This is a genomic window from Nonomuraea salmonea (assembly GCF_042428605.1).
Classification (GTDB): Bacteria; Actinomycetota; Actinomycetes; order Streptosporangiales; family Streptosporangiaceae; genus Nonomuraea; species Nonomuraea salmonea.
On sequence record NZ_JBHMCF010000008.1, the window covers coordinates 87,623 to 111,245 of the forward strand.

At 73.7% G+C, this 23,623-nt stretch carries 21 protein-coding genes; 10 read left to right on the top strand and 11 right to left on the bottom strand.

Features of this window, described 5'->3' with window-relative positions:
- Entirely contained in the window at positions 1 to 783 is a 783-nt protein-coding gene (locus ACFFR3_RS07855; protein WP_345407130.1) for an SDR family oxidoreductase, read from the bottom strand.
- A 104-nt stretch (positions 784 to 887) separates the two neighbouring features.
- Between ACFFR3_RS07855 and ACFFR3_RS07860 the strand changes: the two genes are divergently transcribed.
- Positions 888 to 1,493 (top strand): TetR/AcrR family transcriptional regulator, encoded by a 606-nt coding sequence (locus tag ACFFR3_RS07860; protein ID WP_345407133.1) that lies wholly within the window; start codon positions 888 to 890, stop codon positions 1,491 to 1,493.
- A 6-nt stretch (positions 1,494 to 1,499) separates the two neighbouring features.
- Here the strand turns inward: ACFFR3_RS07860 and ACFFR3_RS07865 are convergent, their stop codons facing one another.
- Positions 1,500 to 2,351, bottom strand: a complete 852-nt coding sequence (locus tag ACFFR3_RS07865; RefSeq protein ID WP_345407136.1) for an SDR family NAD(P)-dependent oxidoreductase — start codon at positions 2,349 to 2,351, stop codon at positions 1,500 to 1,502.
- Positions 2,352 to 2,500: 149 nt separating this feature from the next.
- Between ACFFR3_RS07865 and ACFFR3_RS07870 the strand changes: the two genes are divergently transcribed.
- Both ACFFR3_RS07870 and ACFFR3_RS07875 read left to right on the top strand, forming a co-directional pair.
- Positions 2,501 to 3,394: a LysR family transcriptional regulator gene (locus ACFFR3_RS07870; protein WP_345407138.1), complete on the top strand. Its 894-nt coding sequence runs from the start codon at positions 2,501 to 2,503 to the stop codon at positions 3,392 to 3,394.
- A gap of 10 nt (positions 3,395 to 3,404) precedes the next feature.
- Positions 3,405 to 3,830, top strand: a complete 426-nt coding sequence (locus ACFFR3_RS07875; RefSeq protein ID WP_345407140.1) for an SRPBCC family protein — start codon at positions 3,405 to 3,407, stop codon at positions 3,828 to 3,830.
- Between the two features lie 33 nt (positions 3,831 to 3,863).
- Here the strand turns inward: ACFFR3_RS07875 and ACFFR3_RS07880 are convergent, their stop codons facing one another.
- Complete coding sequence (locus ACFFR3_RS07880) at positions 3,864 to 4,559, bottom strand: CTP synthase C-terminal region-related (seleno)protein (RefSeq protein WP_379482841.1); 696 nt, start codon at positions 4,557 to 4,559, stop codon at positions 3,864 to 3,866.
- A gap of 71 nt (positions 4,560 to 4,630) precedes the next feature.
- On the opposite strand from ACFFR3_RS07880, the gene ACFFR3_RS07885 reads away from it, so the two are divergent.
- A complete protein-coding gene (locus ACFFR3_RS07885; RefSeq protein ID WP_379482842.1) occupies positions 4,631 to 5,500 on the top strand; it encodes a LysR family transcriptional regulator in 870 nt (289 codons plus the stop codon).
- A gap of 79 nt (positions 5,501 to 5,579) precedes the next feature.
- On the opposite strand, the gene ACFFR3_RS07890 is transcribed toward ACFFR3_RS07885, so the two are convergent.
- The 5 genes from ACFFR3_RS07890 to ACFFR3_RS07910 form a co-directional block, all read right to left on the bottom strand.
- Positions 5,580 to 6,170: a cadmium resistance transporter gene (locus tag ACFFR3_RS07890; RefSeq protein ID WP_345409884.1), complete on the bottom strand. Its 591-nt coding sequence runs from the start codon at positions 6,168 to 6,170 to the stop codon at positions 5,580 to 5,582.
- A 13-nt stretch (positions 6,171 to 6,183) separates the two neighbouring features.
- Positions 6,184 to 7,515 (bottom strand): serine hydrolase domain-containing protein, encoded by a 1,332-nt coding sequence (locus ACFFR3_RS07895; RefSeq protein WP_364372905.1) that lies wholly within the window; start codon positions 7,513 to 7,515, stop codon positions 6,184 to 6,186.
- A 22-nt stretch (positions 7,516 to 7,537) separates the two neighbouring features.
- A complete protein-coding gene (locus ACFFR3_RS07900) occupies positions 7,538 to 8,485 on the bottom strand; it encodes a CE1 family esterase (protein WP_379482843.1) in 948 nt (315 codons plus the stop codon).
- A gap of 85 nt (positions 8,486 to 8,570) precedes the next feature.
- Positions 8,571 to 8,984, bottom strand: a complete 414-nt coding sequence (locus tag ACFFR3_RS07905) for a hemerythrin domain-containing protein (protein WP_379482844.1) — start codon at positions 8,982 to 8,984, stop codon at positions 8,571 to 8,573.
- Positions 8,981 to 10,309: an MFS transporter gene (locus tag ACFFR3_RS07910; protein ID WP_379482845.1), complete on the bottom strand. Its 1,329-nt coding sequence runs from the start codon at positions 10,307 to 10,309 to the stop codon at positions 8,981 to 8,983. Before ACFFR3_RS07910 ends, ACFFR3_RS07905 begins: the two co-directional genes overlap by 4 nt.
- Before the next feature lie 38 nt (positions 10,310 to 10,347).
- On the opposite strand from ACFFR3_RS07910, the gene ACFFR3_RS07915 reads away from it, so the two are divergent.
- The 5 genes from ACFFR3_RS07915 (at position 10,348) to ACFFR3_RS07935 (ending at position 15,825) form a co-directional block, all read left to right on the top strand.
- Positions 10,348 to 10,998 carry a TetR/AcrR family transcriptional regulator gene (locus ACFFR3_RS07915; RefSeq protein ID WP_345407161.1) on the top strand — a complete coding sequence of 217 codons (651 nt, stop codon included), beginning with the start codon at positions 10,348 to 10,350 and terminating at the stop codon, positions 10,996 to 10,998.
- A gap of 287 nt (positions 10,999 to 11,285) precedes the next feature.
- Positions 11,286 to 11,723: a group II truncated hemoglobin gene (locus ACFFR3_RS07920; RefSeq protein WP_345407164.1), complete on the top strand. Its 438-nt coding sequence runs from the start codon at positions 11,286 to 11,288 to the stop codon at positions 11,721 to 11,723.
- A gap of 120 nt (positions 11,724 to 11,843) precedes the next feature.
- Positions 11,844 to 14,027, top strand: coding sequence for an SF1B family DNA helicase RecD2 (gene recD2 / locus ACFFR3_RS07925; RefSeq protein WP_379482846.1), 2,184 nt, complete (start codon positions 11,844 to 11,846; stop codon positions 14,025 to 14,027).
- A gap of 98 nt (positions 14,028 to 14,125) precedes the next feature.
- The gene (locus ACFFR3_RS07930) at positions 14,126 to 15,322 is read left to right on the top strand and encodes a L,D-transpeptidase (RefSeq protein WP_364372922.1); all 1,197 of its coding nucleotides are present in this window, start codon (positions 14,126 to 14,128) and stop codon (positions 15,320 to 15,322) included.
- Entirely contained in the window at positions 15,319 to 15,825 is a 507-nt protein-coding gene (locus tag ACFFR3_RS07935; protein WP_364372925.1) for a GNAT family N-acetyltransferase, read from the top strand. Before ACFFR3_RS07930 ends, ACFFR3_RS07935 begins: the two co-directional genes overlap by 4 nt.
- Here the strand turns inward: ACFFR3_RS07935 and ACFFR3_RS07940 are convergent.
- The 3 genes from ACFFR3_RS07940 to ACFFR3_RS07950 form a co-directional block, all read right to left on the bottom strand.
- Positions 15,815 to 16,834: an NADPH:quinone reductase gene (locus ACFFR3_RS07940; RefSeq protein ID WP_379482847.1), complete on the bottom strand. Its 1,020-nt coding sequence runs from the start codon at positions 16,832 to 16,834 to the stop codon at positions 15,815 to 15,817. The two genes, ACFFR3_RS07935 and ACFFR3_RS07940, sit on opposite strands and share 11 nt — an antisense overlap.
- Before the next feature lie 35 nt (positions 16,835 to 16,869).
- The gene (locus ACFFR3_RS07945; RefSeq protein WP_379482848.1) at positions 16,870 to 20,478 is read right to left on the bottom strand and encodes a BTAD domain-containing putative transcriptional regulator; all 3,609 of its coding nucleotides are present in this window, start codon (positions 20,476 to 20,478) and stop codon (positions 16,870 to 16,872) included.
- 99 nt (positions 20,479 to 20,577) lie between these two features.
- A complete protein-coding gene (locus ACFFR3_RS07950) occupies positions 20,578 to 21,459 on the bottom strand; it encodes a C40 family peptidase (protein ID WP_364372934.1) in 882 nt (293 codons plus the stop codon).
- Between the two features lie 183 nt (positions 21,460 to 21,642).
- Here ACFFR3_RS07950 and ACFFR3_RS07955 point away from each other — a divergent pair, with 183 nt between their 5' ends.
- Positions 21,643 to 23,439: an MOSC domain-containing protein gene (locus ACFFR3_RS07955; RefSeq protein WP_379482849.1), complete on the top strand. Its 1,797-nt coding sequence runs from the start codon at positions 21,643 to 21,645 to the stop codon at positions 23,437 to 23,439.
- Positions 23,440 to 23,623: the final 184 nt, after the last annotated feature.

Sequence of the window (23,623 nt, forward strand, 5' to 3'; positions counted from 1 at the left end):
TCAGGCCAGGCTCTCACCGCCGTCGACGGTGATGACCTGGCCGGTGACGTAGCCGTTGGCCATGCAGAACAACGCCGCGGCGGCGGCCTCCTGGGCGGTGCCGACGCGGCCGAGCGGGGCGCTCTGCCCGGCGGCGGCCACGCCCTCGTCGGAGTCCAGGCCGGGCAGCGAGCGCAGCAGCGGGGTGTCGATGCGGCCGTAGCGGATGGCGTTGACGCGTACGCGGGCGGCGGCCAGCTCGACGGCCAGAGCCCTGGTGAGGATCTCCACACCGCCGGCGACGGCGAGCGGGACGGTCATGGCGGGCATGGGCCGGGTGACGAGGATGCCGGAGCTGAAGGTGAGCGAACCGCCGGCGGGCAGGCGGGTGGCCGCGGCTCGGGCGGCGGCGAAAGGCCGCCACAGGCTGTCGGCGAGGGTGGCGCGGATGCCGTCGGGCGGCAGGTCGGCCAGCGGGCCCGCGCCGCTGATGCCGCCCGCGGTGAGGTAGACGTGCTGCACCTGGCCCGCCCGCTCGAACGCCTCGTCCAGCGTGCGCTCGTCGCCGGCGTCGCCGGCCACGGTGAGCACGTCGTCCTCGCCACCAGGTGCGGCGGCCCGTACGTGCTCCGCGGCGGCCTTGAGCTTCTCGGCGTCGCGGCCGACCAGCACGACGCGGGCGCCGACCGAGCGCAGCAGGGCGCCGGCGGCGAGGCCGATGCCGGAGCTGCCGCCGATGAGCAGCGCGGTGGCGCCGGCCAGCGAGGCGGGCAGCGGCGTGCGGACGGGAACGGGTGAGGTCATGGGGATGCCCTTCCGAGCGAAATAAACCAACTGGATGTTTTTGTTCTGGGGTCGATACTGCTCCCAGGAGGCACAAGAGTCAACCGGGTGGTTTAATTCCTCGCATGGCCTACGACGCGGAGGACACCAGACGGCGCATCTTCGAGGCCGCCACGGCCGAGTTCGCCCGCTACGGCCTGGCCGGGGCGCGCGTCGGCCGCATCGCCGAGGAGGCCAGGGCCAACAAGCAGGCCATCTACCTCTACTACGGCAGCAAGGAGAAGCTGTTCGCCGCCGTGGTGCGGGCCAAGCTGGAAGAGGTCAGCCGCTCGGTGTCGATCGACCCCGACGCGGTGGCCGAGTCGATCGGCCAGATGTTCGACTGGTACCAGGAGCATCCCGAGCTGATCAGGCTGCTGCTGTGGGAGGCGCTGGAGGCGGGCGGCGCCGGCGCGGGCGACGCCGAGCGGCGGGAGGCCTTCCGCGGCAAGGTGCGCTTCCTCGCCGACAGCGGCGTGGTGCCCGAGCGGGAGCAGGCCGAGTGCGTACGCGCGGGCCAGGACCTGCTGTTCACCCTCATGGGGCTCATCGCCTGGAACTTCGCGGTGCCCGGGATGTGCCGGGCGGTCCTGGACGAGGACGACGAGTGCGCCGCCTACGCCCGCCGCCGCCGGCACGTCATCGACACCGCCCGCCTGCTCACCTCCGCCTACGCCCGCAGCCTCTCCTGACGGGGGTCAGGCGCCGAGCAGGCGGGGCGTCCAGCGGCGTACGGCGGCCGTCACCTCCGCGGTGAGGTACTGCCGCAGGGTGTCGTCCGGCACGCCGGCCGGTCCGATGAGCGTGCCGGTGGGCAGGGCGGCCGTGGCGGCGGCCACGACGGCGGCGGCCGCCTCCGAGGCCGGGCGCTTGACGCCCTGCTGGACCTGCTCCCACAGCGGCCGCATCGGCGGCGGCAGCAGGTCGATCGTCATCTCGGCGGCGTTGGGCGTGGCGGCGGGGCCCGGGTCGACGGCCACGACGTCCACGCCCTGGCCGTCCAGCCGCGCGGCCAGATCCATGGTGTGCACGAGATGGGCCAGCTTGGCCCGCCCGGTGGCGGCCATCCCGTAGTAGGGGCTGGGCGGCTCGGTCTCCTCGTACGTGGGGTCGGCCGCCATGATGGCCGAGGACGTCACGTTCACGATCCTGCTCGGCGCGCCCGCCTTGAGGGCGTCCAGCAGCGCCTCGGTCAGCACGTACGGCGACAGGTGGTTGACCGCGACGCTGGCCTCGATGCCGTCGGCGGTGTCGCGGCGCCTGCTCCACATGCCGCCCACGTTGTTGACCAGCAGCTGCAGCGGCCCCTCGTCGGCGAGCTGGACGGCAAGGGCGCGCGCGGCCTCCAGCGAGGACAGGTCGGCGGCCAGGAACCGGCCCGCCGCACGCCCCGCCGCCTCGTCCAGGCGGGCCACCGCGGCGGCGCCGCGCCCGGCGTCGCGGCCGACGACCGTGACGGCGAAGCCGGACGCGGCCAGCGCCGTGGCCGTCTCCAGGCCGATGCCGCCGGTCGCCGCGGTCACGACCGCCTTGCGGACATATGTAGACATGCGTCATCCATTCAGGAAAGGGATCAGGAGGAGCGGCGGGCCCGGCCCGCGCCCTGACCAGACAACACCGGCCGCGTGCGGCGACGGAAGTTCCTGTCGGGCAGGCCGCGATGCCGCGGCGGCATAGCCGCACGTGGAAGACTGCGCGGGTGAGCGATGTGGAGATCCGGCAGTTGCGCTACTTCATCGCGGTGGCCGAGGAACGCAACTTCACCAGGGCCGCCGAGCGGCTGCTGATGACGCAGCCCGCGCTGTCGCGCGCGATCAGGGCGCTGGAGCGCGAGGTCGGCGCCGAGCTGCTGGTGCGCTCACCGGGCGACGTCGGGCTCACGCCGGCCGGGCGGGTGCTGCTGGCCGAGGCCCGCACGCTGGTCGCCCAGGCGGGCAACGCGCTCGCCCGCGTCCGGCGCACCGGCGGCGGGCCGTCCGCGCTGACGGTGACGGCCTCCGGCTGCAGCGCTCCGCTGCTGGACGACCTGGTGCGCTCCTTCAACGACGGCGATCCCGCGGTGCCGGCGGAGGCGGTCGTGGGCAACGCCGCCGACCAGCTCGACCGGCTGCGCTCCGGCGCGGCCGACCTGGCGCTGCTGCGCGCCGCGCCCGACCCCGCCGCCATGGACTGCGTGCTGCTGCTCGACCAGGTGCACGTCATGCTGTCGGCGAGCCACCGGCTGGCCGGCCGTTCTTCGCTCACCACGGCCGACCTGGCCGACGAGCCGGTGCTGCGCTGGCAGGGCGGCAACCTGCAGATGATGACGCCGGAGCTGTGGCCCGAAGGCTTCCCCGGGCGTCCCGGGCCCGTCGTGAGCGACGGGATGCAGCTGTTCGCGGTGGTCAGGCTGGGGCAGGCCGTCGTGCTGTGCCCGCCCCCTGCGCAGGGCTTCGACGAGCAGCCCGGCACCGTCACCCTGCCGCTGGCCGACAAGGAGCCGGTGCCGTTGCGGCTGGCCTGGCTGCGTGAGCACGCCCGGCCGCCGGCGGTGCGGGCGTTCGTCCGCCACAGCCGTGCGCGGGTCGCGGCTCAGCCGGCCATCAGCGGGTAGGAGCTGCGGGGTGAGAGCCGTCTACGCCGCCGCCGCCGCCCATGTGCCGGCGCCTCCTGAGCAGGTGTTCGCGCTGATCACGGACTGGCCGCGGCATCCGGAGTGGATGTTCATGACGACCGCGCGGCGGGTGGGCGAGGACGGGCTGGAGGCGTACACCGGCCTGCGGCCGTTGGGGTTCCTCGACACGATGACGATCACGCACTGGGAGCCGCCGTTCCTGATGCGGGTCGATCACACCGGGCGGGTGGTGCGCGGGCGCGGCGCCATCCGGGTGCGGCCTGACGGTGATGGCAGCCGGGTGGTGTGGGCGGAGGAGCTGCTGGTGCCGTTCGGGGCGCTCGGCGTGGCGGCCTGGCCGTTCATCCGGCCGCTGGTGAACGCCGTGGCCCGCCGCTCGCTGCGTAAACTCGCGGCCCTGCTGCCCGCCTCATAGCCGACCGGCGCGCCGGATGGCGTGGAGAGACGGTCACGCGGTTCTTCCGATGAGGCCGTGGCGGGCGGCCGCGGCGGCGAAGGCGGAGATCACCGGGTGGGGGCGCCGCCCGTCGCCGGCCAGCTCGGGCTGGAACATCACGGCCAGGAAGAACGGGTGCCCGGGCAGCTCGACCGCGCGGGCCGTGCCGTCGTCGGCGTGACCGGAGAACACCAGCCCGTGCCCGGCCAGGGTCTGCTTGTAGTCCTCGTTGAGTCCGTAGGAGCAGTTGTAGACCTCGACCGTGGAGGACGCTCCGACGATCCGCTCCATCATGGTGCCGGACTCCGGCCGTACGCGGCTCTCGTGCCCGGCCAGCGTGCAGGCCAGCGGGGTGAGCAGGAAGTCTCGGGCGCCGGGGGTGTTCTCGGCGTGTGCGACGTCCAGCCCGCACACGTTCCTCGCGTACTCCAGCAGCAGGTGCTGGAAGCCGCCGCAGGTGCCGAGGAACGGGATGCCGCGCTCGCGCGCCACCCGTACCGCCTCCAGCGCGCCCGCCTCGTCGCGGTAGGGGCTGCCGGGCACGAGCCAGATCCCGTCGAACCCGTCCACTCCGCTCACGTCGGCGGTGGAGATCCAGTACGCGTCCACCGCGATGCCGTCGCGCTCCCGCAACGCCCGCACCAGCAGCGGGATCCTGGCGTGGGAACGGACGGAGGGGGAGCGTTCCCCCACAAGGGCGATTCTCATGTCCCCCATCGTGGCCGCCCGCCCGGCTTAAGCGCCAACGATCATTTCTTGCCGTGCTATAAGCACTTCTAATGGACCCTCATCTGCTGGCCACGTTCGTCGCCGTCGCCCGCCACGGCTCGTTCTCGGCCGCCGCCGCCGAGCTCGGCTACACCCAGTCGGCCGTCTCCCAGCAGGTCGCCGCGCTGGAGAGCGACCTGGGGCTGGCGCTGCTGACCCGCCGCCCCGTCGCGCCCACCCCGGCGGGCCGCCGCCTGCTGGAACACGCCGATCCGCTGCTGCTGCGCCTGCGCGCGGCCCGCGCCGACGTGCTGCGCGCCGCCGCACCGCCCGGCCACCTGCTGCGCCTGGCCGCCACTCCGCTCGCGCTCAACCCGGTGCTGGCCGGCCGCCTGGCCACGGCCTGCGCCCGCCGGCCCCGCCTGGACGTGGACGTGCACACCTGCGGCCGCGACGACGTGGCGGTCACCGTGGCCAGGGGCGAGGCGGACCTGGGGCTGGCCGACGGCATCGTGGCCCCCAGCGACCCGCTGCGCCTGCCGGAGACCGGCCCGATGACGGCCACCGGCGTCGCCGAGGAGGACCTGCACGTCATGCTCCCGCACGGCCACCCCCTGTCCGGCCGTACGGCGCTGCGCCTGGGCGACCTGGCCGACGCGCGCTGGCTGCGCACGCCGCTGTGCCCGCTGCCGCGCCTGCGCGAGCTGGCAGGCGACGGTTTCCCCGCGGCGGTCGGCTACGACGGCGAGGACGTGCACACGGTGCTGAACCTGGTGGCCGCCGGCCACGGCCTGACCCTGCTGCCCGCCTCGGCCGGCCCCGGCCCCTGCGCCGGAGTGCGCCTGGCCGAACCCCGCCTGGTGCACCGCGTGGAACTGCTCCACGCCACCCTCCCGGACGGCCCCGGCTCCGACGTCGCCGCCATCCTGACCGGCGGCTGACCCGGTCTCAGCGGCTCACACGTCACGTACAGGGACCGCCTGACGCTCGCCGCGCAGGGGCCGGTGGGCTGGGCGACCGTCACAGGCCGAAGGCGCCGCCGTCGATGAGGATGAACGCGCCGATGGCGATCAGCACCGCGGGCAGCAGGATGTGGCCCCAGCGGGTCAGCGCTCCGGCGATGACGGGGCGGGTGGCGAAGAACCGGCCGGCCGCGCACCACACGGCCACCAGCAGCAGGAAGACCGTGACGTAGACGGTCATGCCGCCGGGGCCGGAGGTGGCGAAGACCGGGACGTACACGCCGATGTTGTCGCCGCCGTTGGCGAAGGTGACGGCGGCGACGGCCAGCGCGCCCGGCCCGCCGGGCGGCTCCTGCTCCTGCCCCTCGGAGCGGTTCTTCCACGCCTGCCAGCCGGCCTTGAGGCCGATGGCGAGCGGGAGCAGCCCCAGGTACGGGATGACGGGGCCGGGCAGGAAGCTCGCCCCGAACCCGGCGGCGACGGCCACGGCCAGGATCGCGGCGAAGCCGAGATACTGGCCGGCCACGATCCGCGCCGCCGCGCCCGGCCGGCCGGCGGCCTGGGCGAAGAACAGCGCCAGGATCAGGATGTCGTCGATGTTGGTGACGGCGAACAGGGCCGCCGCCTGCCCGGCGACGCCGGCGTTCACCGCCTGCGCCTCCTCAGGCGAGCCAGTCGCCGGGGCCGCCCGGCAGCGGGGCGGCGGGGTCGTAGGGGTCGCGGGTGAAGATGAAGGTGTTGAGGTCGAGGTGGTCGGGGGCGACCTTGAGCGTCTCGCCGGCGTAGTAGCCGTCGAGGCCGAGCCAGGTGCCGTCGTCCTGGGCGACGAAGCGGGAGGCGCGGCCGCGGCCGCCGACCGGCTCCAGCGCCAGGCCGCGGTCGGGCAGCAGGCTCAGCACGTACGGCTTGGGGCCCCAGTGCCACAGGCCGGTCAGGGCGAGCAGGCCGGGGTCGGCGGGGGCGGGCTGCCATTCGTCGGGCAGGCGCGGCTCGTACTCGTGCAGGATGTCGAGCAGGTCGTCGGTGAGGGCGCCGGTGAGGCCGGAGGTGGTGTTGGCCATGAACAGCACGCCGGTGTCCTCGTCGGGGTCGGCCCACACGGTGGCCAGGAAACCGGGCATGGAGCCGGTGTGGCCGGCCAGGCGGCGGCCGCGGGCGCGGGAGAGCTGCAGGCCGAGCCCGAACCCGCCGGTCCAGGTGTGGCCGTCGTCGACGCCGATGGGTTCGCGCATCTCGGCGAGGGTGGCGGCGGGCAGCACGCCGCTGGTGTGGCCGGACAGGAACGCGGCCCAGCGGGCCAGGTCGTGCGGGGTGGACCACAGCTGGCCCGCCGGGCCCATGGCGTCGGCGTCGTGTTCGGGCTCGGCGAGCACGACGTCGGCGTAGGGGTGGACGGCGTAGCCGGTGGCGTGGGGCGGGCGGGGGCGCGGGGTGGTGTCGTGCATGCCGAGCGGGTCGAGCACCTCGGCGCGCAGGGCCTTGAGCCAGGTGGTGCCGCGCAGCCGGCCCACCAGCTCGCCGAGCAGCGCGAACCCGACGTTGGAGTAGTGGAAGCGGCGGCCGGGACGGTGCTTGAGCTCTGGCCCGCCGAGGCGGTCGAGCAGGTCGTGGGCGGGGATGCCGGGGGTGCGCTCCCACCAGTCGGTGGGCGGCTCGGCGGTCAGGCCGGCGGTGTGGGACATCAGCTGGCCGATGGTCAGGTGGCCGACCTGGGTGCCGGGCAGGTGCCGCTCGAGGGGGTCGTTGAGGTCGAGGACGCCTTCGTCGCGCAGCCGCATGACGACGACGGCGACCATGCTCTTGGTGATGGATCCGATGCGGTATTGGGTGGCGGGCGTCGGCTGCTGGTCGCCGACGCGGCCTCTGCCGCCGAACCATGCGGTCCGCCCGTCGCGGACGATCGCCGCCGTCAGCGACGGCACCCTGCACTCGGCCTGTTCGACGGCCAGCCTGCGCAGCAGGGCGCGCGCCGTCGCCTGTCCCACCTGACTCATGAGCGACAAGAGTAGCGGCTGCTCAGCGGGAGGGTGCGCGGTCGAAGGCATCGAGGATGAGGCGGGTGGCGTCGAGCTCTGAGGTGGTGTGGCCGAGGCGGGGGACGGGCATGGCGCCGGGCCAGGTGTGGCCGCCGCCGGTGACGGTGTAGAGGCGCACGGTGGCGCCGGGGCAGGTCCAGTCGTGCAGGCGTACGCGGGGGGCGGGGGTGGTGGTGCCGGGGCCGGCGCAGCCGAGCAGGTCCGCCCAGCCGGCGGTGGCGCGCTCGACGGGGTCCAGGACGATGAGGTCGGCGAGTTCGCGCAGGTCGCCGGTGGCGTCGCGGAAGGGGTGGCCGCCGTCGTAGGGGACGATGCGGTCGTCGGTGCCGTGGAAGGCGATGATCGTGGTGGGGGCGGGCGGCCGGCAGGGGCGGGCGATGTTGATGCCGGCGACGGCGGCCACGGCCGACAGCTTGCCGTCGAGGGCGCAGATGAGGCCGGTGGCCATGGCGGCGCCGTAGGACATGCCGGCGGCGAACCGGCGGTCGGCGCGGACGCACAGGCGGCGTTCGAGGTGGGCGAGCAGCGCGGTGAGGAAGCCGGTGTCGTCGGGGCCGGCGGTGCGGGGCAGGGTCCAGCCCATGTGGCCGTCGGCGGCCTGGGGGGTGGCGACGATGTAGCCGCGGCTTGTGCCGTGCTCGGCCAGGCGGCTGTAGGCGTTCTGGCGGGCGGCGGTGGAGTTGAGCCCGTGCAGGTCGAGGATGAGGGGGTGGGGGCCGTCGCCGTCGGGCAGGGCGAGCAGGAAGCGGCGGCTGAGCCCGTCGTGGGCGAGGCGGTGGGTGCCGGGTTCCAGCCGGTCGGCGGACTGGCAGCCGCTGGTGATGGCGGGCTGGGCGGCGGGGGAGGGCGGGACGGGCGCGGGTGGCGCTCCGTCGCAGCGGACGGCCAGCAGGGCGAGTGCCGCCGTCAGGGCGAGGCGGGCGAGCATGGGCGCCTCCTTCCGTCCCGCCCTCAACGCTACAGCGGCAGCCCCTGCGAGGCCCCTCTTCGGCGGTCCCTTCCCCCCTTGGCGGTCAGACGTCGCCGGGGAGGGTGAGCATTGTGTTGAGCACCGGGACGAGCTGCTGTTCCTCGTGGTCGAGGTGGGCCTCCAGCTTCGCGGTGAGCCGGTCGAGTTCGGCCTGGATCCGGCTCCGGTCGTGGTCGAGCAGGCGCCTGATCTCGTTCATGAGGGCGGCGACCACCTGGTGCTCCTGGCGGAGCCGGGCGAGGACGCCGGCCAGCTCGGGGTGCTCGGTGGCGAGGTGGGGGAACAGGGCGCCGTCCTCGCCTTCGTGGTGGGCGTGCAGGGCGTCGCAGAAGGTCAGGCAGTGCGTACGCAGGTCGGCCGCGTCCATCCTGGACTCGCGCAGCGCGGCGAGGTCCCGGCGGAAGCCGTCGTGCAGTTTGATCAGTTCGTCACCCCAGGCGGCGATGCGGTCGTTCATGCCGGTTCCATCTCTCGGGTCGGTGTGTGGGTGAGGCGGGTGTGGGCGGTGGCGAAGAGGGCGGCGAGCAGCCCGGCCGCGGCGGCGACGCCGAACGTCCATGCCGGGCCGCCGGCGTCGAGCACGGCGGCGCCGACGGCTCCCGCGACGCTGCTGCCGGCGATCCTGACCAGGGCGTTGATGCCGCCGGCGGCCGCGGTCTTGGCGGGTTCGACGTGTTCGACGGCCATGGTGCCGAGGGCGGCGTAGCCGAGACCGGTGCCCAGGCCGAGCACGGTCGCGGCGCCGTACAGGTCCATGGGGGAGGAATCGGACAGGGCCAGCCACAGGGCGGAGGCGCTCACCAGCGCGGAGCCGGCCGCCACGAGGGCCGAGGCGGTGTAGCGGCGCATGAGCGGCCCGGCGAGCACGGACGTCACGAGCATGAGCAGGGTCGTGGGCAGCAGGTAGAGGCCGACCTGCAGCACCGAGGCGCCGAGGCGGCCCTGCGCGACGGCCGAGACGGTGGTGATGGCGGTGAACAGGGCGAGCCCCATGAGGAACGACGCCACGGTGGCCCCGACGGTGGCGCGGTGCAGCAGCATGGGGATCTCGATGAGCGGGTGCGGGGTGCGGCGGGCGGTCACGGCCCAGACCGCGGCCCCGGCGACGGCGGCGGCGGCGGCGAACAGGCCGAGGGTGGCCGGTGAGGTCCAGCCCCACGCGGCGCCCTTGCTGACGGCCAGCAGCAGGCAGCCGAGCCACAGGGCGACGAGCGCCGCGCCGGCCAGGTCGGGACGTCCGGGTGCGCGGGCGTGGCGCTCGCGCACCACGGCGGCCACCAGCAGCAGGCTGAGGGCGGCGAGCGCGGCCTGGGTCCAGAAGACCGCCCGGTGGTCGCCCTCCAGCAGCCCGGCCATGATGAGGCCGCCGCCGCAGCCGACGCCGAGGGTGGCGCTGAGCACGCCGATCGCGGCGGGCAGCCGGTCGGGGGGGACGAGCTGCCTGACCAGGCCCATGGACAGGGGGAGCAGCGGCGCGGCGGCGCCCTGCAGGACGCGGCCGGCCAGCAGCAGGGGCAGTTGGTCGGCGATGGCGCTGAGCACGGATCCGGCGGCCAGGAGGGCGAGGGTGAGCAGGGCCATGGTGCGGCGGCCGTACATGTCGCCGAGGCGGGCCAGCAGCGGGATCGACACGGCCCCGGACAGCATGCCGGCGGTGAGCGCCCAGGAGACGGTGGTGGGCGGGGCGTGCAGCAGGCGTTCGAGGCCGGGCAGCAGGGGGACGACGACGGTCATCTGCAGGGAGCCCACGGCGACGGCGAAGGCGAGGGCGGGGATGGCCAACGACTTTGTATACACGTACACAAAGTAGCATGGCGGTCATGCCGACGCGTACAGGAAGACCGCCCCGCATCTCCCGGGCGGAGATCGTCACCGCCGCCTGGCGGGTCATCGAGCAGGACGGAGTGGGCGAGCTGACCATGCGCAGGCTGGCCAGAGAGGTCGGCAGCACGCCGATGGCGCTCTACCGGCACGTGCGCGACAAGGACGAACTGCTGGTGCTGCTGCTCGACGACTACGCCGCCGGCATCCCCCGCCCCGACCTGCCCGACGACCCCCGCGAAGGCGCGATCACCGCCGCGCTGGCCATGCACGAGGCCGTCTCAGGCTGTCCGTGGGCGGTCGACGTGCTGCGCGCCGACGACCTGCTGGCGGTGGGCGCGCTGTGGTACCCCGACCGGATCGTCGACGCCGGCCTGCGGGCGGGACTGCCGATGGAGGAGGCGGTGGACGCGTACCGGATCATCTGGCACTACACGGCCGGCGAGATCGGCGGCCGCGCGGCCGCCCACCGGCGCCGCGAGCAGGGCGGCCCCACCTACCGCGAGAAGGTCTTCACCGGCCTGGACGCGGCGCAGTTCCCCCGCCTCAGCGAGATCGCCGGCCGGTGGGAGGAGCTGACGGCCCGCGACACCTACGCCAAGGGCGTCCGCGCCCTCGTCACCGGCCTGCTGCCCGCGGTCAGAACCTGAGCTCCCACGACTGGTTGATCCGCCAAAGCACGTAGGACCTGTCCGGGAAGCAGTCCCAGATCTGCAGAGACGGAATCTCGGGAAGCAACGAGATGAGCTGATGGCGCGCGCTTCCACGAAACGCCGGCATTTCCGCAACGCTTCTGCCCGCATAACCTGACCGCCGGCCCGGCTCATCGGATCGAGTCCCCCGTTACGTGCGTGGCGCTCCCGCCCGGCGGAGGCGGAAAGACCGCGCACCCGAAGCTCCCTGGCCCGCCACCCGGCGTGCGTGTGACCCTGGAGCCATGGAGACCTTATTCGAGCACGCCGGCGGCCACGACAAACTGCACGAGTTCATCGAGATCTTCTATCGCAGCCTGCTGGCCGACCCGCTGCTCCAGCCGCTCTTCGGCACGGGCAGGGCCACCCACGTCGACCATCTGACCGCCTTCACGGCGGAGACCTTCGGCGGCCCCGACACCTTCTCCACCGACATGGGCGGGTTCCCGCTGCTCATCCGCGCCCACCGGGGACTGCGGATCACCGAGGAGCAGCGCTCGCGCTTCGTCGAGCTGTACATGCAGGCCGCCGACCACGCGGGGCTGCCCGACGACGAGCCGTTCCGGGCCGCCCTGCGCTCGCACGTGGAGTTCGGCACGGAGGTGGCCAAGCAGAACTCCCACGCCGAGACCGACGATCAGCTCCACCCGCTGCGTGAGGTGCCGCTCTGGACGTGGGAGTGAACGCGGCGCGGACCACCCGCCGGGCCGGGTGTCGCGGCGGTGAGGATCTCCCCTAATCTCGTCGGTGTGGTGGAGCGCGAGGCGGGCCCGGACGCGGGTCCCAGAGAAGCCGGCACTCAGTTGAGCGCCGTCCTTGAGCGCATCACCTACGCCAACGAGGAGACCGGCTACACGATCGCGCGCGTCGCCACCGACCGCACCGGGGCCGACCTGCTCACCGTGGTCGGGCCGCTGCTCGGCGCGCAGGTGGGGGAGTCGCTGCGGCTGCACGGCCGCTGGACGTCGCATCCCCGTTACGGCCGCCAGTTCGAGGTGTGGTCCTACACCACCGTGCTGCCGGCCACCGTGCAGGGCATCCGCCGCTACCTCGGCTCCGGGCTGATCAAGGGCATCGGGCCCAAGATGGCCGAGCGCATCGTCGACCACTTCGGCACCGACACGCTCGAGGTCATCGAGCAGCAGCCCGAACGCCTGGTCGAGGTGCCGGGGCTCGGCCCCAAGCGCACCAAGATGATCGCCGCCGCCTGGGAGGAACAGAAGATCATCAAAGAGGTGATGATCTTCCTGCAGGGCGTCGGCGTGTCCACCTCCATCGCGGTGCGCATCTTCAAACAGTACGGCGAAGGCTCCATCGACATCGTGCGCACCCAGCCGTACAAGCTGGCCGACGACGTGTGGGGCATCGGCTTCAAGACCGCCGACACCATCGCCCAGGCCGTCGGCATCCCCCACGACAGCCCAGAACGCGTCAAGGCCGGGCTGCGCTACACCCTGTCGCAGGCCGCCGACGACGGCCACTGCTACCTGCCCGCCCCCAACCTCGTCGCCGACGCCGTCAAGATCCTCGACGTGCCGCCCGACCCCGTCACCACCTGCCTGGAGACGCTGGTCGCCGAGGAGGGCGTCGTCCGGGAGGAGGTGCCGGCCGGCGACAACCACGTACCGGCCGTCTACCTGCCGCCCTTCCACCGCGCCGAGACCTCCCTGGCCGGCGGCCTGCTCAGCCTGCTGCACAACAGCCACGACCGGCTCAAGAGCTTCGCCGACGTCGACTGGGAGCGCGCCGAGCGCTGGCTGCACGGCCAGACCGGCGCCGACCTGGCCGCCGAGCAGCGCCAGGCCGTCCGCCTGGCGCTCACCCACAAGGTCTCCGTCCTGACCGGCGGCCCCGGCTGCGGCAAGAGCTTCACCGTACGCTCGATCGTGCTGCTGGCCCGCGCCCGCCGCGCCAAGGTCATCCTGGCCGCCCCCACCGGGCGCGCCGCCAAACGCCTGGCCGAGCTGACCGGCCACGAGGCCACCACCGTGCACCGCCTGCTGCAGCTGCGCCCCGGCGGCGACGCCACCTTCGACCGCGACAACCCGCTCGACTCGGACCTGATCGTCGTGGACGAGGCGTCCATGCTGGACCTGCTGCTGGCCAACAAGCTCGTCAAGGCCGTCGCGCCCGGCGCGCACCTGCTGTTCGTCGGCGACGTCGACCAGCTCCCCTCGGTCGGCGCGGGCGAGGTGCTCAAAGACCTGCTGGCCGCCCCCGACATCCCCCGGGTACGACTGACGCAGATCTTCCGCCAGGCCCAGGAGTCCGGCGTCGTCGTCAACGCCCACCGCGTCAACACCGGCCGCCACCCCGTCCTGGAGGGCATGAAGGACTTCTTCCTGTTCCCCTGCGAGGAGCCGGAGGAGATCGCCGCGCTCACCGTCGACGTCGTCGCCCGCCGCATCCCGCGCCGCTTCCGCCTCGACCCCCGCCGCGACGTACAGGTCCTGGCCCCCATGCACCGCGGCGCCGCCGGCGCCGGCGCGCTCAACACCGCCCTGCAGGAGGCCCTTACCCCCGCCCGCGACGGCATGCCCGAGCGCCGCTACGGCGGGCGCGTCTTCCGCGTCGGCGACAAGGTCACCCAGCTGCGCAACAACTACGACAAGGGCGCGGCAGGGGTGTTCAACGGCACGGTCGGCATCGTCACCGACATCCGCCCCGACGAGCACAAGCTCACCGTCCTGACCGACGAGGACGAGCCGGTCGACTACGCCTTCGACGAGCTCGACGAGCTGGCCCACGCCTACGCGGTGTCCATCCACCGCTCCCAGGGCAGCGAATACCCGGCCGTGGTGGTCCCGCTGGCCACCAGCGCCTGGATGATGCTGCAGCGCAACCTCCTCTACACCGCGATCACCCGCGCCAAGAAGCTCGTCGTCATCGTCGGCTCGCGCCGGGCGCTGGCCCAGGCCGTACGCACCAAGGGTGCCGGACGCCGCCACACCGGCCTGACCCACCGCCTGGCCCGCACAAGTAATTGAAATGTGATCGAACTCTCCCAAACGATTCGGCGTCTTACAGGCAGGAGCATTAAGGTTTTTGAAGTGCCCTTTGCGGCGCCGTTGGCGAGAGGAAGAACTTGAACGCGCAGACCGGCCCGAGGAGACCCGCCACCGCATTCGCGCTGCTGGCAGCGGCTGCCCTGACGGCGTCCTGCTCAGGCGGTCCCGCGAGCCCTCCGCCCGACGCGCCCGACGCCACCATCATCGCCACCCCGCAGGCGCCCACGGTCGCGATCAAGCCCGCCGAGGGCACCAGCAAGGTCCACCCGGACAAGAAGGTCGTCGTCTCCGCCGCGGGCGGCGCGCTGGAGAACGTCACGGTCGAGGCCGACGGCGAGCAGGTCACCGGTAAGTTCAACGCCGACAAGACCCGCTGGATCTCCAAGACGCCGCTGAAGCCGTCCACCCGCTACAACGTCTCGGCCACCGCCGGCGCCACCACCGCGACCAGCACCTTCACCACCGCCAAGCCCGAGCGGGCGCTCCAGGTCGCCGACGTCACCCCCAACGCCAAGGGCGAGACGCTCGGCGTCGGCGCCCCCATCATCGTGACGTTCAACCAGCCCGTCACCAACAAGGCCACCATCGAGCGCGCCCTTGAGGTCGAGGCGGAAAAGCCCGTCCAGGGCGCCTGGCGGTGGATCAACGACAAGGTCGTCATCTACCGCACCGCGAAATACTGGCCCGCCCACCAGAAGGTCACCTTCAACGCCAACATCGACGGCATCAAGGGCGGCAAGGACCTCTACGGCGTCAAGGACTACACCGCGAACCTCAAGATCGGCGCCAAGCAGATCAGCAAGGTCGACGTCGCCAAGCACATGATGTACGTCTACAAGGACGGCAAGCGGGTCCAGACCATGCGCATCAGCGCAGGCAAGGGCAACACCCGCGAATACACCACCACCTCGGGCGTGCACCTGACCATGGAACGCGGGAACCCCGTCCGCATGATCTCGCCCGGCCGCGAGAAGGACGACCCCGAGTACTACGACGTGATGATCAACCACGCGGTGCGGATCTCCAACTCCGGCGAGTACGTCCACGCCAAGGACAACGTCTGGGCCCAGGGCCGCACCAACGTCAGCCACGGCTGCATCAATGCCCGCCCCGACCAGGCCAAGTGGTTCTACGACCACATGCAGCGCGGCGACGTCGTGGAGATCACCGGCACCAACCGCGAGCTGGAGTGGAACAACGGCTGGGGCTACTGGCAGATGCCGTTCTCCCAGTGGAAGAAGGGCAGCGCCCTGAGGACGGTCAAGAAGAAGTGATCCGCGTCCGTCCCGCCGGGCCCGGCGACGTGCCCGTCACGCTCGCCATGTTCGACAGCGCCGTGGCCTGGCTGACCGCCCAGGGCCGCACCGGCCAGTGGGGCAGCCGCCCCTTCACCGGCGACGAGCGCCGCACCGAGCAGGTCGCCTCCTGGCAGCGCGGCGGCGGCATGCACATCGCCGAGCACGACGGCGAGCCCGCCGGCACCATCTCCATCGGGCCCGCCCACCCCTACGTCACCCCCGCGACCGAGCCCGAGCTGTACGTACAGGCCCTGGTCACCGACCGCCGCCACGCCGGCCACGGCATCGGCCGCGCCCTGCTCGACTGGGCCGCCGAGCAGGCCCGCGAACGCGGCCTCGGACTGCTGCGGGTCGACTGCTACGCCGGCGACGACGGCCGCCTGGTCGCCTTCTACGAAAGCTGCGGCTTCACCCGCCTCGCCCCGTTCACCGTGGGGGAGTGGCCCGGCATGCTCCTGGAGCGCCGCATCACGGGCTGACGTCCACCAGCACCTTGCCGACCGCGCCGCCCTCCACCGCGCGGTGCGCGTCGGCGGTCCGCTCCAGCGGGAAACGCACCAGCGGCAGCCCGTGCTCCTCACCCACCGGCAGCGCACCGTCGGCGACGGCGGCCGCGACGTCCTCGGCGCCCGCACGCAGCGCGTCGTCGCCGACCGTGTACAGCACCAGGAACTGGAAGCGGGTGTTCAGCGTCATGTTCTGCCGCACGTCCAGCGAGACCGGCTTGCCGCCGTCGTTGGCGTAGGTCGCGATCACCCCGCGGGTACGCAGCACCGCCAGATCCAGGGCGAGGTTCGCGCCCAGCGCCACCTCGGCGATGATGTCGACGCCGTCCGGCGCGAGCTCGCGGACCTGCGCCGCCGGGTCCCCCTCGCGATAGTTGATGACGTGGTGGGCGCCCGCGGCCGCGGCCAGCCGCGCCTTCTCCGGGCCGGAGATCGTGGTGATCACCGTCGCGCCGGCCCAGCGGGCGAGCTGGATGACCGCGTGCCCGACCGCGCCCGCCCCGCCCGCGGCCAGCACCACCTTGCCCTCCAGCGCGCCGGGCCCGAGCCGCCGCGGCCCGTCCTCGGCCACCGTCAGCGCCCGGTGCGCGGTCAGCGCCGGCACCCCCAGGCTCGCCCCGACGTCGAACCCCACCTTCTCCGGCAGCGCGACCGCCTGACCGGCGTCAAGGAGCGCGTACTCGGCGGCGGTGCCGGTGGAGCCGCCCTGCGTGGCCATGAACAGCCACACCCGCTCACCCACCCGCCCCCGATCGACCCCGTCGCCGACCGCGTCGATCACGCCCGCCCCGTCGAGATGCGGGATGACCTCGGGCACGCTCTGCGGGTTGGTGGCGCCCGAACGGGTCTTCCAGTCCGTCGGGTTCACCCCCGACACGGCGACGCGCACCCGCACCTGGCCAGGGCCGGGCTCGGGCAGGTCACGCTCGACGAGCTGCAGAACGCCGGCGTCGCCGGTCCCGCGGTAGATGATGGCCTTCATGACGTGCCGTCCCCGTTTCTCGATGGTTGCTGTGGCTATGCTCTCTTACCCACGTTCGTGATCAGCCGATCCGGGCCCGCCTCGGCCAGCACCGCCCGCGCCCGCCCCTCCAGCAGCCGGAACCGGCACGCCGCCGCGGTCCCCGCCGCCTGCCCGGCCGCGTCCCGCGCCCCCGCCACGTCACCGGCACGCAACCGGGCGGCGGCGAGCCCCGCCAGCGCCCGCGCCTGTCCATACGGATAACCACCGCGCGCCAGCTCCACGCCCCGCTCGAACCACGCCGCCGCCGTGCCCGCCTCACCCAGCGCCAGATACGCCTCCGCCACCGTCGCCGCCGTCTGCGCCGTCGCCTTCCTGTCGCGCACCGCGATCGCCATGTCATACGCCCGCCGCGCCACCTCAAGCCCCGTCGCGGCGTCCCCGCGCTGCAGGTGCAGCAGGCTCAGCTCATCCAGCGTCGACAGCTCACCGCGTAGGTTCGCCGCCCTCCGGTACGCCGCCAGCACCTCGCCCAGCAGCCCGGCCGCCCGCTCCTCCGCACCCAGCCCCCGCAGCGCACTGGCCAGATTGCCCCGGTTCACCAGCGCCGACGTCAGCCGGCCCGTCTCCTCGTTGATCGCCAGCGCCGCCCCGAACAGCCCGGCCGCCTCCCGCAGCTCGCCCTGACTCAGCCGCAGCACCCCCAGCCCGTTGAGCGCGACCGCCCGCACGTGCCCGCGCGGCTCTTCCTCCGTCCGCGCCAGCGCCCGCCGCAGCCACGTCTCGGCCTCGGCGAGCCTGCCCTGCTCCAGCCGCAGCCAGCCGATCTGATGCGCCAGGTACGCCGCCGCCCTCGGCTGATCGGTGTCCGCCGCGAGCCGCTCACCGGCCAGGCAGTCCGCCAGCGCCTCCTCGTCCCGGCCCGCCGACCACAACGCCTGCCCGCGGCTGATCAGCATCGCGGTCCGCGCCGCGTCGTCACCGGCCCGCCCCGCCGCCTCCATGCCCGCCTGCGCCGCCGGCAGCCACCCCTCCACGTGCCGCCGGATCAGGAAATAGCCGCGCAACTGGTCGGTGATACGCCACGCCGCCGCCGGGTCCTCCGACACGGCCGTCCGCCGCACGATCGCCACCAGCGCGGGCAGCTCGCCGTCCAGCCAGGCCAGCGCCTCGTCCTCACCGGCGAACACCTCCTGCCTGCGGGCGTGCGTGCCGAGCCTGACCAGCTGCGGGTAGACCCACTCCATCGCCGCCGTCACCGTGTCGATGTACCAGGCGTGCAGCCGGGCCCGCGCCGCCTCACCCTCCGGGTCCTCGGCCAGCAGCCGCCGCGCGTACAGGCCGAGCAGGTCGTGGAAGCGGTAACGGTCGGCCGCGTACTGCAGCAGCATGTTCGCCTCCAGCAGCTCCTCCAGCACCCGGTCGGCCTCGGCGGCCGGCAGGCCGAGCAGCGCGCCGGTCGCGCCCGCCCCGAAGTCGTCGGCCGGATGCAGGCTGCACAGCCGGAACGCCCGCCGGGCCGCCCCGCTCAGATCGGCGTAGCCGAGCTGGAAACCGGCCAGCACGCTCGACTCGCCGGTGGACAGCTCGGCGAGCCTGCGGTTGTCGTCACGCAGCCGCCTGGTCAGGTCGCCGATGGTCCACGCCTGCCGGGTGGCCAGCCGCGCCCCCGCGATGCGCAAGGCCAGCGGCAGGTGCGCGCACGCCTCGGCCAGCGCCCTCGCCGCGCCGGGATCGGCCTGCACGCGGTGCGCTCCCGCCGTCGCGGCGATCAGCGTGACCGACTCCCGCGCGTCCAGCGGCTCGAGGTGCACCGTACGCGCCCCGGCCAGGCCCGCCATCCTGCGCCTGCTGGTGACGATCAGGTCGCTGCCGCCCGCGCCGGGCAGCAGCGGCAGCACCTGGCCCGCGTCGTGCGCGTTGTCCAGCAGCACCAGCATCCGCCGGTCGGCCAGCTCGCTGCGGAACAACGCGGCCGCCTCGCTCTCGTCGGTCCCGATCCGCCGGCCCGGCACGCCCAGTGCCCGCAGGAACCGGCCCAGCACCCGCATCGGCTCCGGCGCCGCCGCGGAGCCACGCAGGTCGGAGCCACGCAGGTCGGCGTACAGCTGGCCGTCGGGGTAGCGGGCGCGCAGACGGTGAGCGGCGGCCAGCGCGAGCGCCGTCTTCCCGACACCCGCGATCCCGTCGATCAACACCATCCTCGGCGGCACCCCCACCTCCTCCCGTAGGCCGGCCGCGTCGGGGGTCTCCTGCCGCCGGTCTGCCGCGTCGAGGCTCTGCCCGCGTCCGCCGGTCTCATCCGGGGCTTCCTGCCGCCGGCCTGCTTCCTCCGGGGTTTCCTCATCCTGGCCGGCCGCGTCCTGAGCTTCCTGGTGGCGGATGGTCAAGGCGGCTTCGATGGCGGCCAGTTCGGACGTCCGGCCGACGAAGTCCGGGGGCGGGGCGGGCGCCTGCTGGATCGCCGTCCATCCCGCCGCCTGCCGCTCCTGCCGCCGCAGGACCGCGAGGTGGGCCTCGCGCAACCGCTCGCCGGGGTCGATGCCGAGCTGGTCGGCCAGCGCGGCCCTGATGCTCTCGTACGCGGCCAGCGCCTGCGCCTGCCTGCCGCTCGCGGCCAGGGTGAGGATCAGCTCGGCGTGCAGCGGCTCGTCGAGCTCGTGCCGCCGCGCCAGCCGGCCCACCGGCTCCAGAGCCCGTTCCGGTACGCCGAGGTCGCGCGCCAGGGCGGCGAACCTGCGCACGGCGGCGGCGTACTCGGCCGTCACCGCGGCCTGCAGCGGGCTGGAGGCGAGCTGCGGCACGTCGAGCTCGCCCCGCCACAGCGCGACGGCCTTGCCGAGCCGGGCCAGCGCCTCCTCGGGCCCGTCATAGGCCGCCCGCGCGATCAGGTCGCGAAAGCGCAGCAGGTCGAGCTGGTCGGCGGTGACCGCGAGCCGGTAGCCGCCACGCCCGCCGGGCAGCACACCCCCTGGCGGGCCGGCGACTGCTGCGGGCCCGCTCCCGCGCCGGCTCTCAGAGCCGCTCTCAGATCCGCTGCCGGTCCCTCCGGCGGAGCCGCTGCCCGAGCCACCTCCGATTCCTTCGCCGGTTCCTTCGCCGGAGACGGCTCCGGAGCCGGCCTCGGAGTCGGCGCCGATGCCCATGCCGGGGCTGGGGCCTGCGGCTTTCTCCAGGAGGCGTCGTAAGCGGGCGATGTGCGTGTGCAGCAGGCCCACCGCACGGGAGGCGGCGCCGTCCGGCCACAGCAGCTCGATGAGCTCGTCCTGCCCGGCCGGCGCGCCGGCGCCGAGCGCGAGCCGGGCCAGCAGCGCGCGTTGCAGGCCGGAGCCGAGCGGGACCCGGGTCTCGCCGTGCCACACCTCGACGGGGCCGAGCACCCGGATGCGCAACGGCCCGCCGCCGGGAGCCTCGGCGTGCTGGGCGGGCCGGCTGCGCGCGGCGGCGCGCAGCCGTGCGGCGTCGGCGTCGTCCAGGGTGAGCGCGGCGGCGATGGCCCGTACGGAGTCCTGTTTGGGGGTTCGTGTCCTGCCCTGCTCGAGGTCGCGGATCGCGCCCGCGCTCACCCCTGCCAGGGCGGCGAGCTGCCGCTGGGTCAGCCCGGCGCGGCGGCGCAGGGCGCGCAGCAGGTCACCGAAGCTCTCCTGCGTCACCGGTGACCGCACCCAGTGACCGTGACGTGCGACACCGCACGATCTTAGGTCAGAAGTACGCGAAAGGCCCAGAGCGCCGGGGGCGCCCTGAGCCGTTCGCAGGAGGACGGGCTAGGACACGGTCGTCACGCCCAGGATGCGGAAGGCCGCGACCCGCACGTTGCGCAGGCCGCCCTCCGGATGCACGGCGACCTCGGTGCCCGGCTCGAGCGCGTCCAGCACGTTGCCGTCACCCTCCCAGAACGCCACGTGCCCGACATCCTCCGAGGTCGTCTTGTAGAAGATCAGGTCGCCGACCTTCAGGTCCGACCAGGCGACCGACTTGGCGTAGAACTTCGACGGGGTCTGGTGGCTCTCGGCCCACCGCCACATGTCCACCGCGCGGCGCACCGGCCAGCCGGGGAAGTGGGCGATCGCGTCGTAGGCGACCTTGACCAGGCCCGAGCAGTCCAGGCCGGGCTTGGCCGCGGTGTCCTCGCCCCCCAGCACGTACGGCACGCCGCGCTTGCCCATGGCGTTCTTGTGACCGATCATGCTCCAGTTCCAGATCTCCCGCACCTGCGTGCAGTGCACGCCCTGCGCGGCCGTGCCGTTCTGGACCTGCACCCGCAGGTGGTTGATGTTGCCGATGGCGGTGGGGTTCCAGTTGGACTTCAGGCCCACCTCATGGGTGCCGTTGCCGCCGTTGTGGATGTAGTAGGCATCACCCGCGGGGAAGATGAACGCCGACCCCTGGTGGTCGAAGTCGTGGGCCGAGATCCGCAGCACGGGGGAGATGCCACTGGCCGTGCCGGTGTCGTCGACCCGCCAGCGGATCGTCACCCGGTCGCCGGCCTTCCAGTCCACCTGCAGGAACGCCTTGGCGCCGGCGCACTCGACGGTGAGCGTGCCGCTCGGGTTGCTCAGCCCGTCGGCGGAGGCCGCGGGCACGTTGACGAAGACGGAGGCCGCGGCGGCCAAGGCCACGAAGGACGCGATGATTCTGGATCTCAACGGGGTCTTCCTTTCACGCGGGGGTCCCCCGAGAGCCGGATCCCGGCCTCGAGGGGCGTGAGCACACCGTAGGAAGGGCCGCTGGCAGCACTCTGTCCGTACTGCGCCCGTACCGCCTGATTAGGGTGGGAGATGACGGGCACTCACGCTGTGAGGAACATGACGGCAGCCACTCTTGTGTCGGTGAACGTCGGGATGCCGCAAGACGTGTCCTGGCAGGGCCGCACCGTGCACACCGGCGTCTGGAAGCGCCCCGTCGCCGGGCCGCGCATGGTCAGGCGGCTCAACATCGACGGCGACGGTCAGGGAGATCTGCAAGGGCACGGCGGCGAGCAGCGGGCGGTGCTGGTCTACCAGATCCAGTCCTACGCCCACTGGCAGGAGCACTTCGGCCGCGACGACTTCACCTACGGCCAGTTCGGCGAGAACTTCACCGTCGACGGGCTGCCCGACGACGAGGTGTGCATCGGCGACCGCTACCGCGTCGGCGAGGCGGAGTTCGAGGTCACTCAGCCCCGCGTCACCTGCTACCGCGTCGGCATGCGGCTCGGCGAGCCCGAACTGCCCGCCCTGCTCGTCGCCCACCACCGGCCCGGCTTCTACCTGCGCGTCCTGACCGAGGGCGAGGTACAGGCGGGCGACGCCATCGTCAAGACGCGCACCGGGCCGCAGGCGTTCACCGTCGCCGGCATCGACGCCCTGCTCTACCTGCCCGGCCGCGACCCCGGCGACCTGCGCAGAGCGCTGGCCATCCCCGCGCTCAGCCCCGGCTGGCGGCAGTCGTTCCAGGAACTGGCGCAGGGAGAGGCGGCGCGCGCCGAGGCATGGCAGGGGTTCCGGCCGCTGCGGGTCGCCGCCGTCGTCCGCGAGGCCCCGTCGGTGCTGTCGATCCATCTGCAGGCGCCCGACGGCGCCCCGCTGCCCGCCGCCGAGGCCGGGCAGTACCTCACGTTCCGGGTCGCCGCCGCCGGCGACCCGCCGCCGGTGCGCAGCTACTCCCTGTCGTCCGCGCCCGGCGCGGACCACTACCGGGTGAGCGTCAAACGCGAGGAGTACGGCCTGGTCAGCCGCTACCTGCACCGTGACCTGCGCCCCGGCGCGGTGCTGGAGGTCGCGGCGCCGCGCGGCGACTTCGTCCTCGCCGGCGACCCCAGCACAGCGACCGGCCCCGTCGTCCTCGCCTCGGCCGGTGTCGGCGCCACCCCCGTCATGGCCATGCTGCACCGCCTGGCCGCCGAGCACACCGTACGGCGGCTGTGGTGGATCCACGTGGCACGCAGCCGCGCCGAGCACCTGTTCGCCCGCGAGGCCCACACCCTGCTCGCCCGCCTGCCGGGCGCCCGCGAGCACATCTTCTACACGACCGAGGACCACCAGGACCACCAGGACGGCCCCGACGGGCACGGCACAGGCGAGGACGTCACGGGCGGGGACGCCCCCGGCGGCGAGACGGCGGGCCGGCCGGCCCGCCGTCTCGCCGCCGGGGTGCACCACGGCAGGCCCACGCTCGAGAGCCTGGCCCCGCTCGGCCTGCCCGCCGACGCCACCGCCTACCTGTGCGGCCCCGCCGCCTTCATGACCGCCCTGCGCGCCATGCTCACCAGGCTCGGCCTGCCCGGCGACCGCATCCGCACCGAGCTGTTCGGCGCCCGCGACGCCATCACCCCCGGCCTGACGGCCCGCCCCGCCGTGGCCCCGCACCAGCCGCCGGGGGAGCCGGGCACCGGCCCGCTCATCACCTTCGCCCGCAGCGGCCTGACGGTCGCCTGGTCACCCCGCCACCGCTCCCTGCTCGACCTCGCCGACGCCTGCGACGTGCCCACGCGCTGGTCCTGCCGTACGGGCGTTTGCCACACCTGCCGCACGCCGCTGCTGTCCGGCGACGTCGAGTACGCCCCCGACCCCCTGGAGCCGCCGCCCGCCGGCCAGGCGCTCATCTGCTGCTCGCGCCCCCGCCACGACGTCGTGCTGGACCTGTGAGGCGCGACCCCCGCCACACGTGCTGTCAGAGCGGCCACCGCCCGTGAACGGCACCTCGTCGGCCGAATAACATTCCGCGAACGTTCATGGTGAAGACACTGGTCAGGCCTACCGCAAGCTGACCGCGATAGGCAGAATCCAGCAAGCACGAATGTGAATACACCATGAACGAAAGCAGGACCGC

What these genes read in the sequence shown, in the direction of transcription:
- ACFFR3_RS07865 (WP_345407136.1), bottom strand. Translation starts at nt 2,351, where the DNA reads ATGTCTACATATGTCCGCAAGGCGGTCGTGACCGCGGCGACCGGCGGC.
- ACFFR3_RS07855 (WP_345407130.1), bottom strand. Translation starts at nt 783, where the DNA reads ATGACCTCACCCGTTCCCGTCCGCACGCCGCTGCCCGCCTCGCTGGCC.
- ACFFR3_RS07860 (WP_345407133.1), top strand. Translation starts at nt 888, where the DNA reads ATGGCCTACGACGCGGAGGACACCAGACGGCGCATCTTCGAGGCCGCC.
- ACFFR3_RS07940 (WP_379482847.1), bottom strand. Translation starts at nt 16,834, where the DNA reads ATGAAGGCCATCATCTACCGCGGGACCGGCGACGCCGGCGTTCTGCAG.
- ACFFR3_RS07885 (WP_379482842.1), top strand. Translation starts at nt 4,631, where the DNA reads ATGGACCCTCATCTGCTGGCCACGTTCGTCGCCGTCGCCCGCCACGGC.
- ACFFR3_RS07900 (WP_379482843.1), bottom strand. Translation starts at nt 8,485, where the DNA reads ATGCTCGCCCGCCTCGCCCTGACGGCGGCACTCGCCCTGCTGGCCGTC.
- ACFFR3_RS07905 (WP_379482844.1), bottom strand. Translation starts at nt 8,984, where the DNA reads ATGAACGACCGCATCGCCGCCTGGGGTGACGAACTGATCAAACTGCAC.
- ACFFR3_RS07880 (WP_379482841.1), bottom strand. Translation starts at nt 4,559, where the DNA reads ATGAGAATCGCCCTTGTGGGGGAACGCTCCCCCTCCGTCCGTTCCCAC.
- ACFFR3_RS07915 (WP_345407161.1), top strand. Translation starts at nt 10,348, where the DNA reads ATGCCGACGCGTACAGGAAGACCGCCCCGCATCTCCCGGGCGGAGATC.
- ACFFR3_RS07895 (WP_364372905.1), bottom strand. Translation starts at nt 7,515, where the DNA reads ATGAGTCAGGTGGGACAGGCGACGGCGCGCGCCCTGCTGCGCAGGCTG.
- ACFFR3_RS07920 (WP_345407164.1), top strand. Translation starts at nt 11,286, where the DNA reads ATGGAGACCTTATTCGAGCACGCCGGCGGCCACGACAAACTGCACGAG.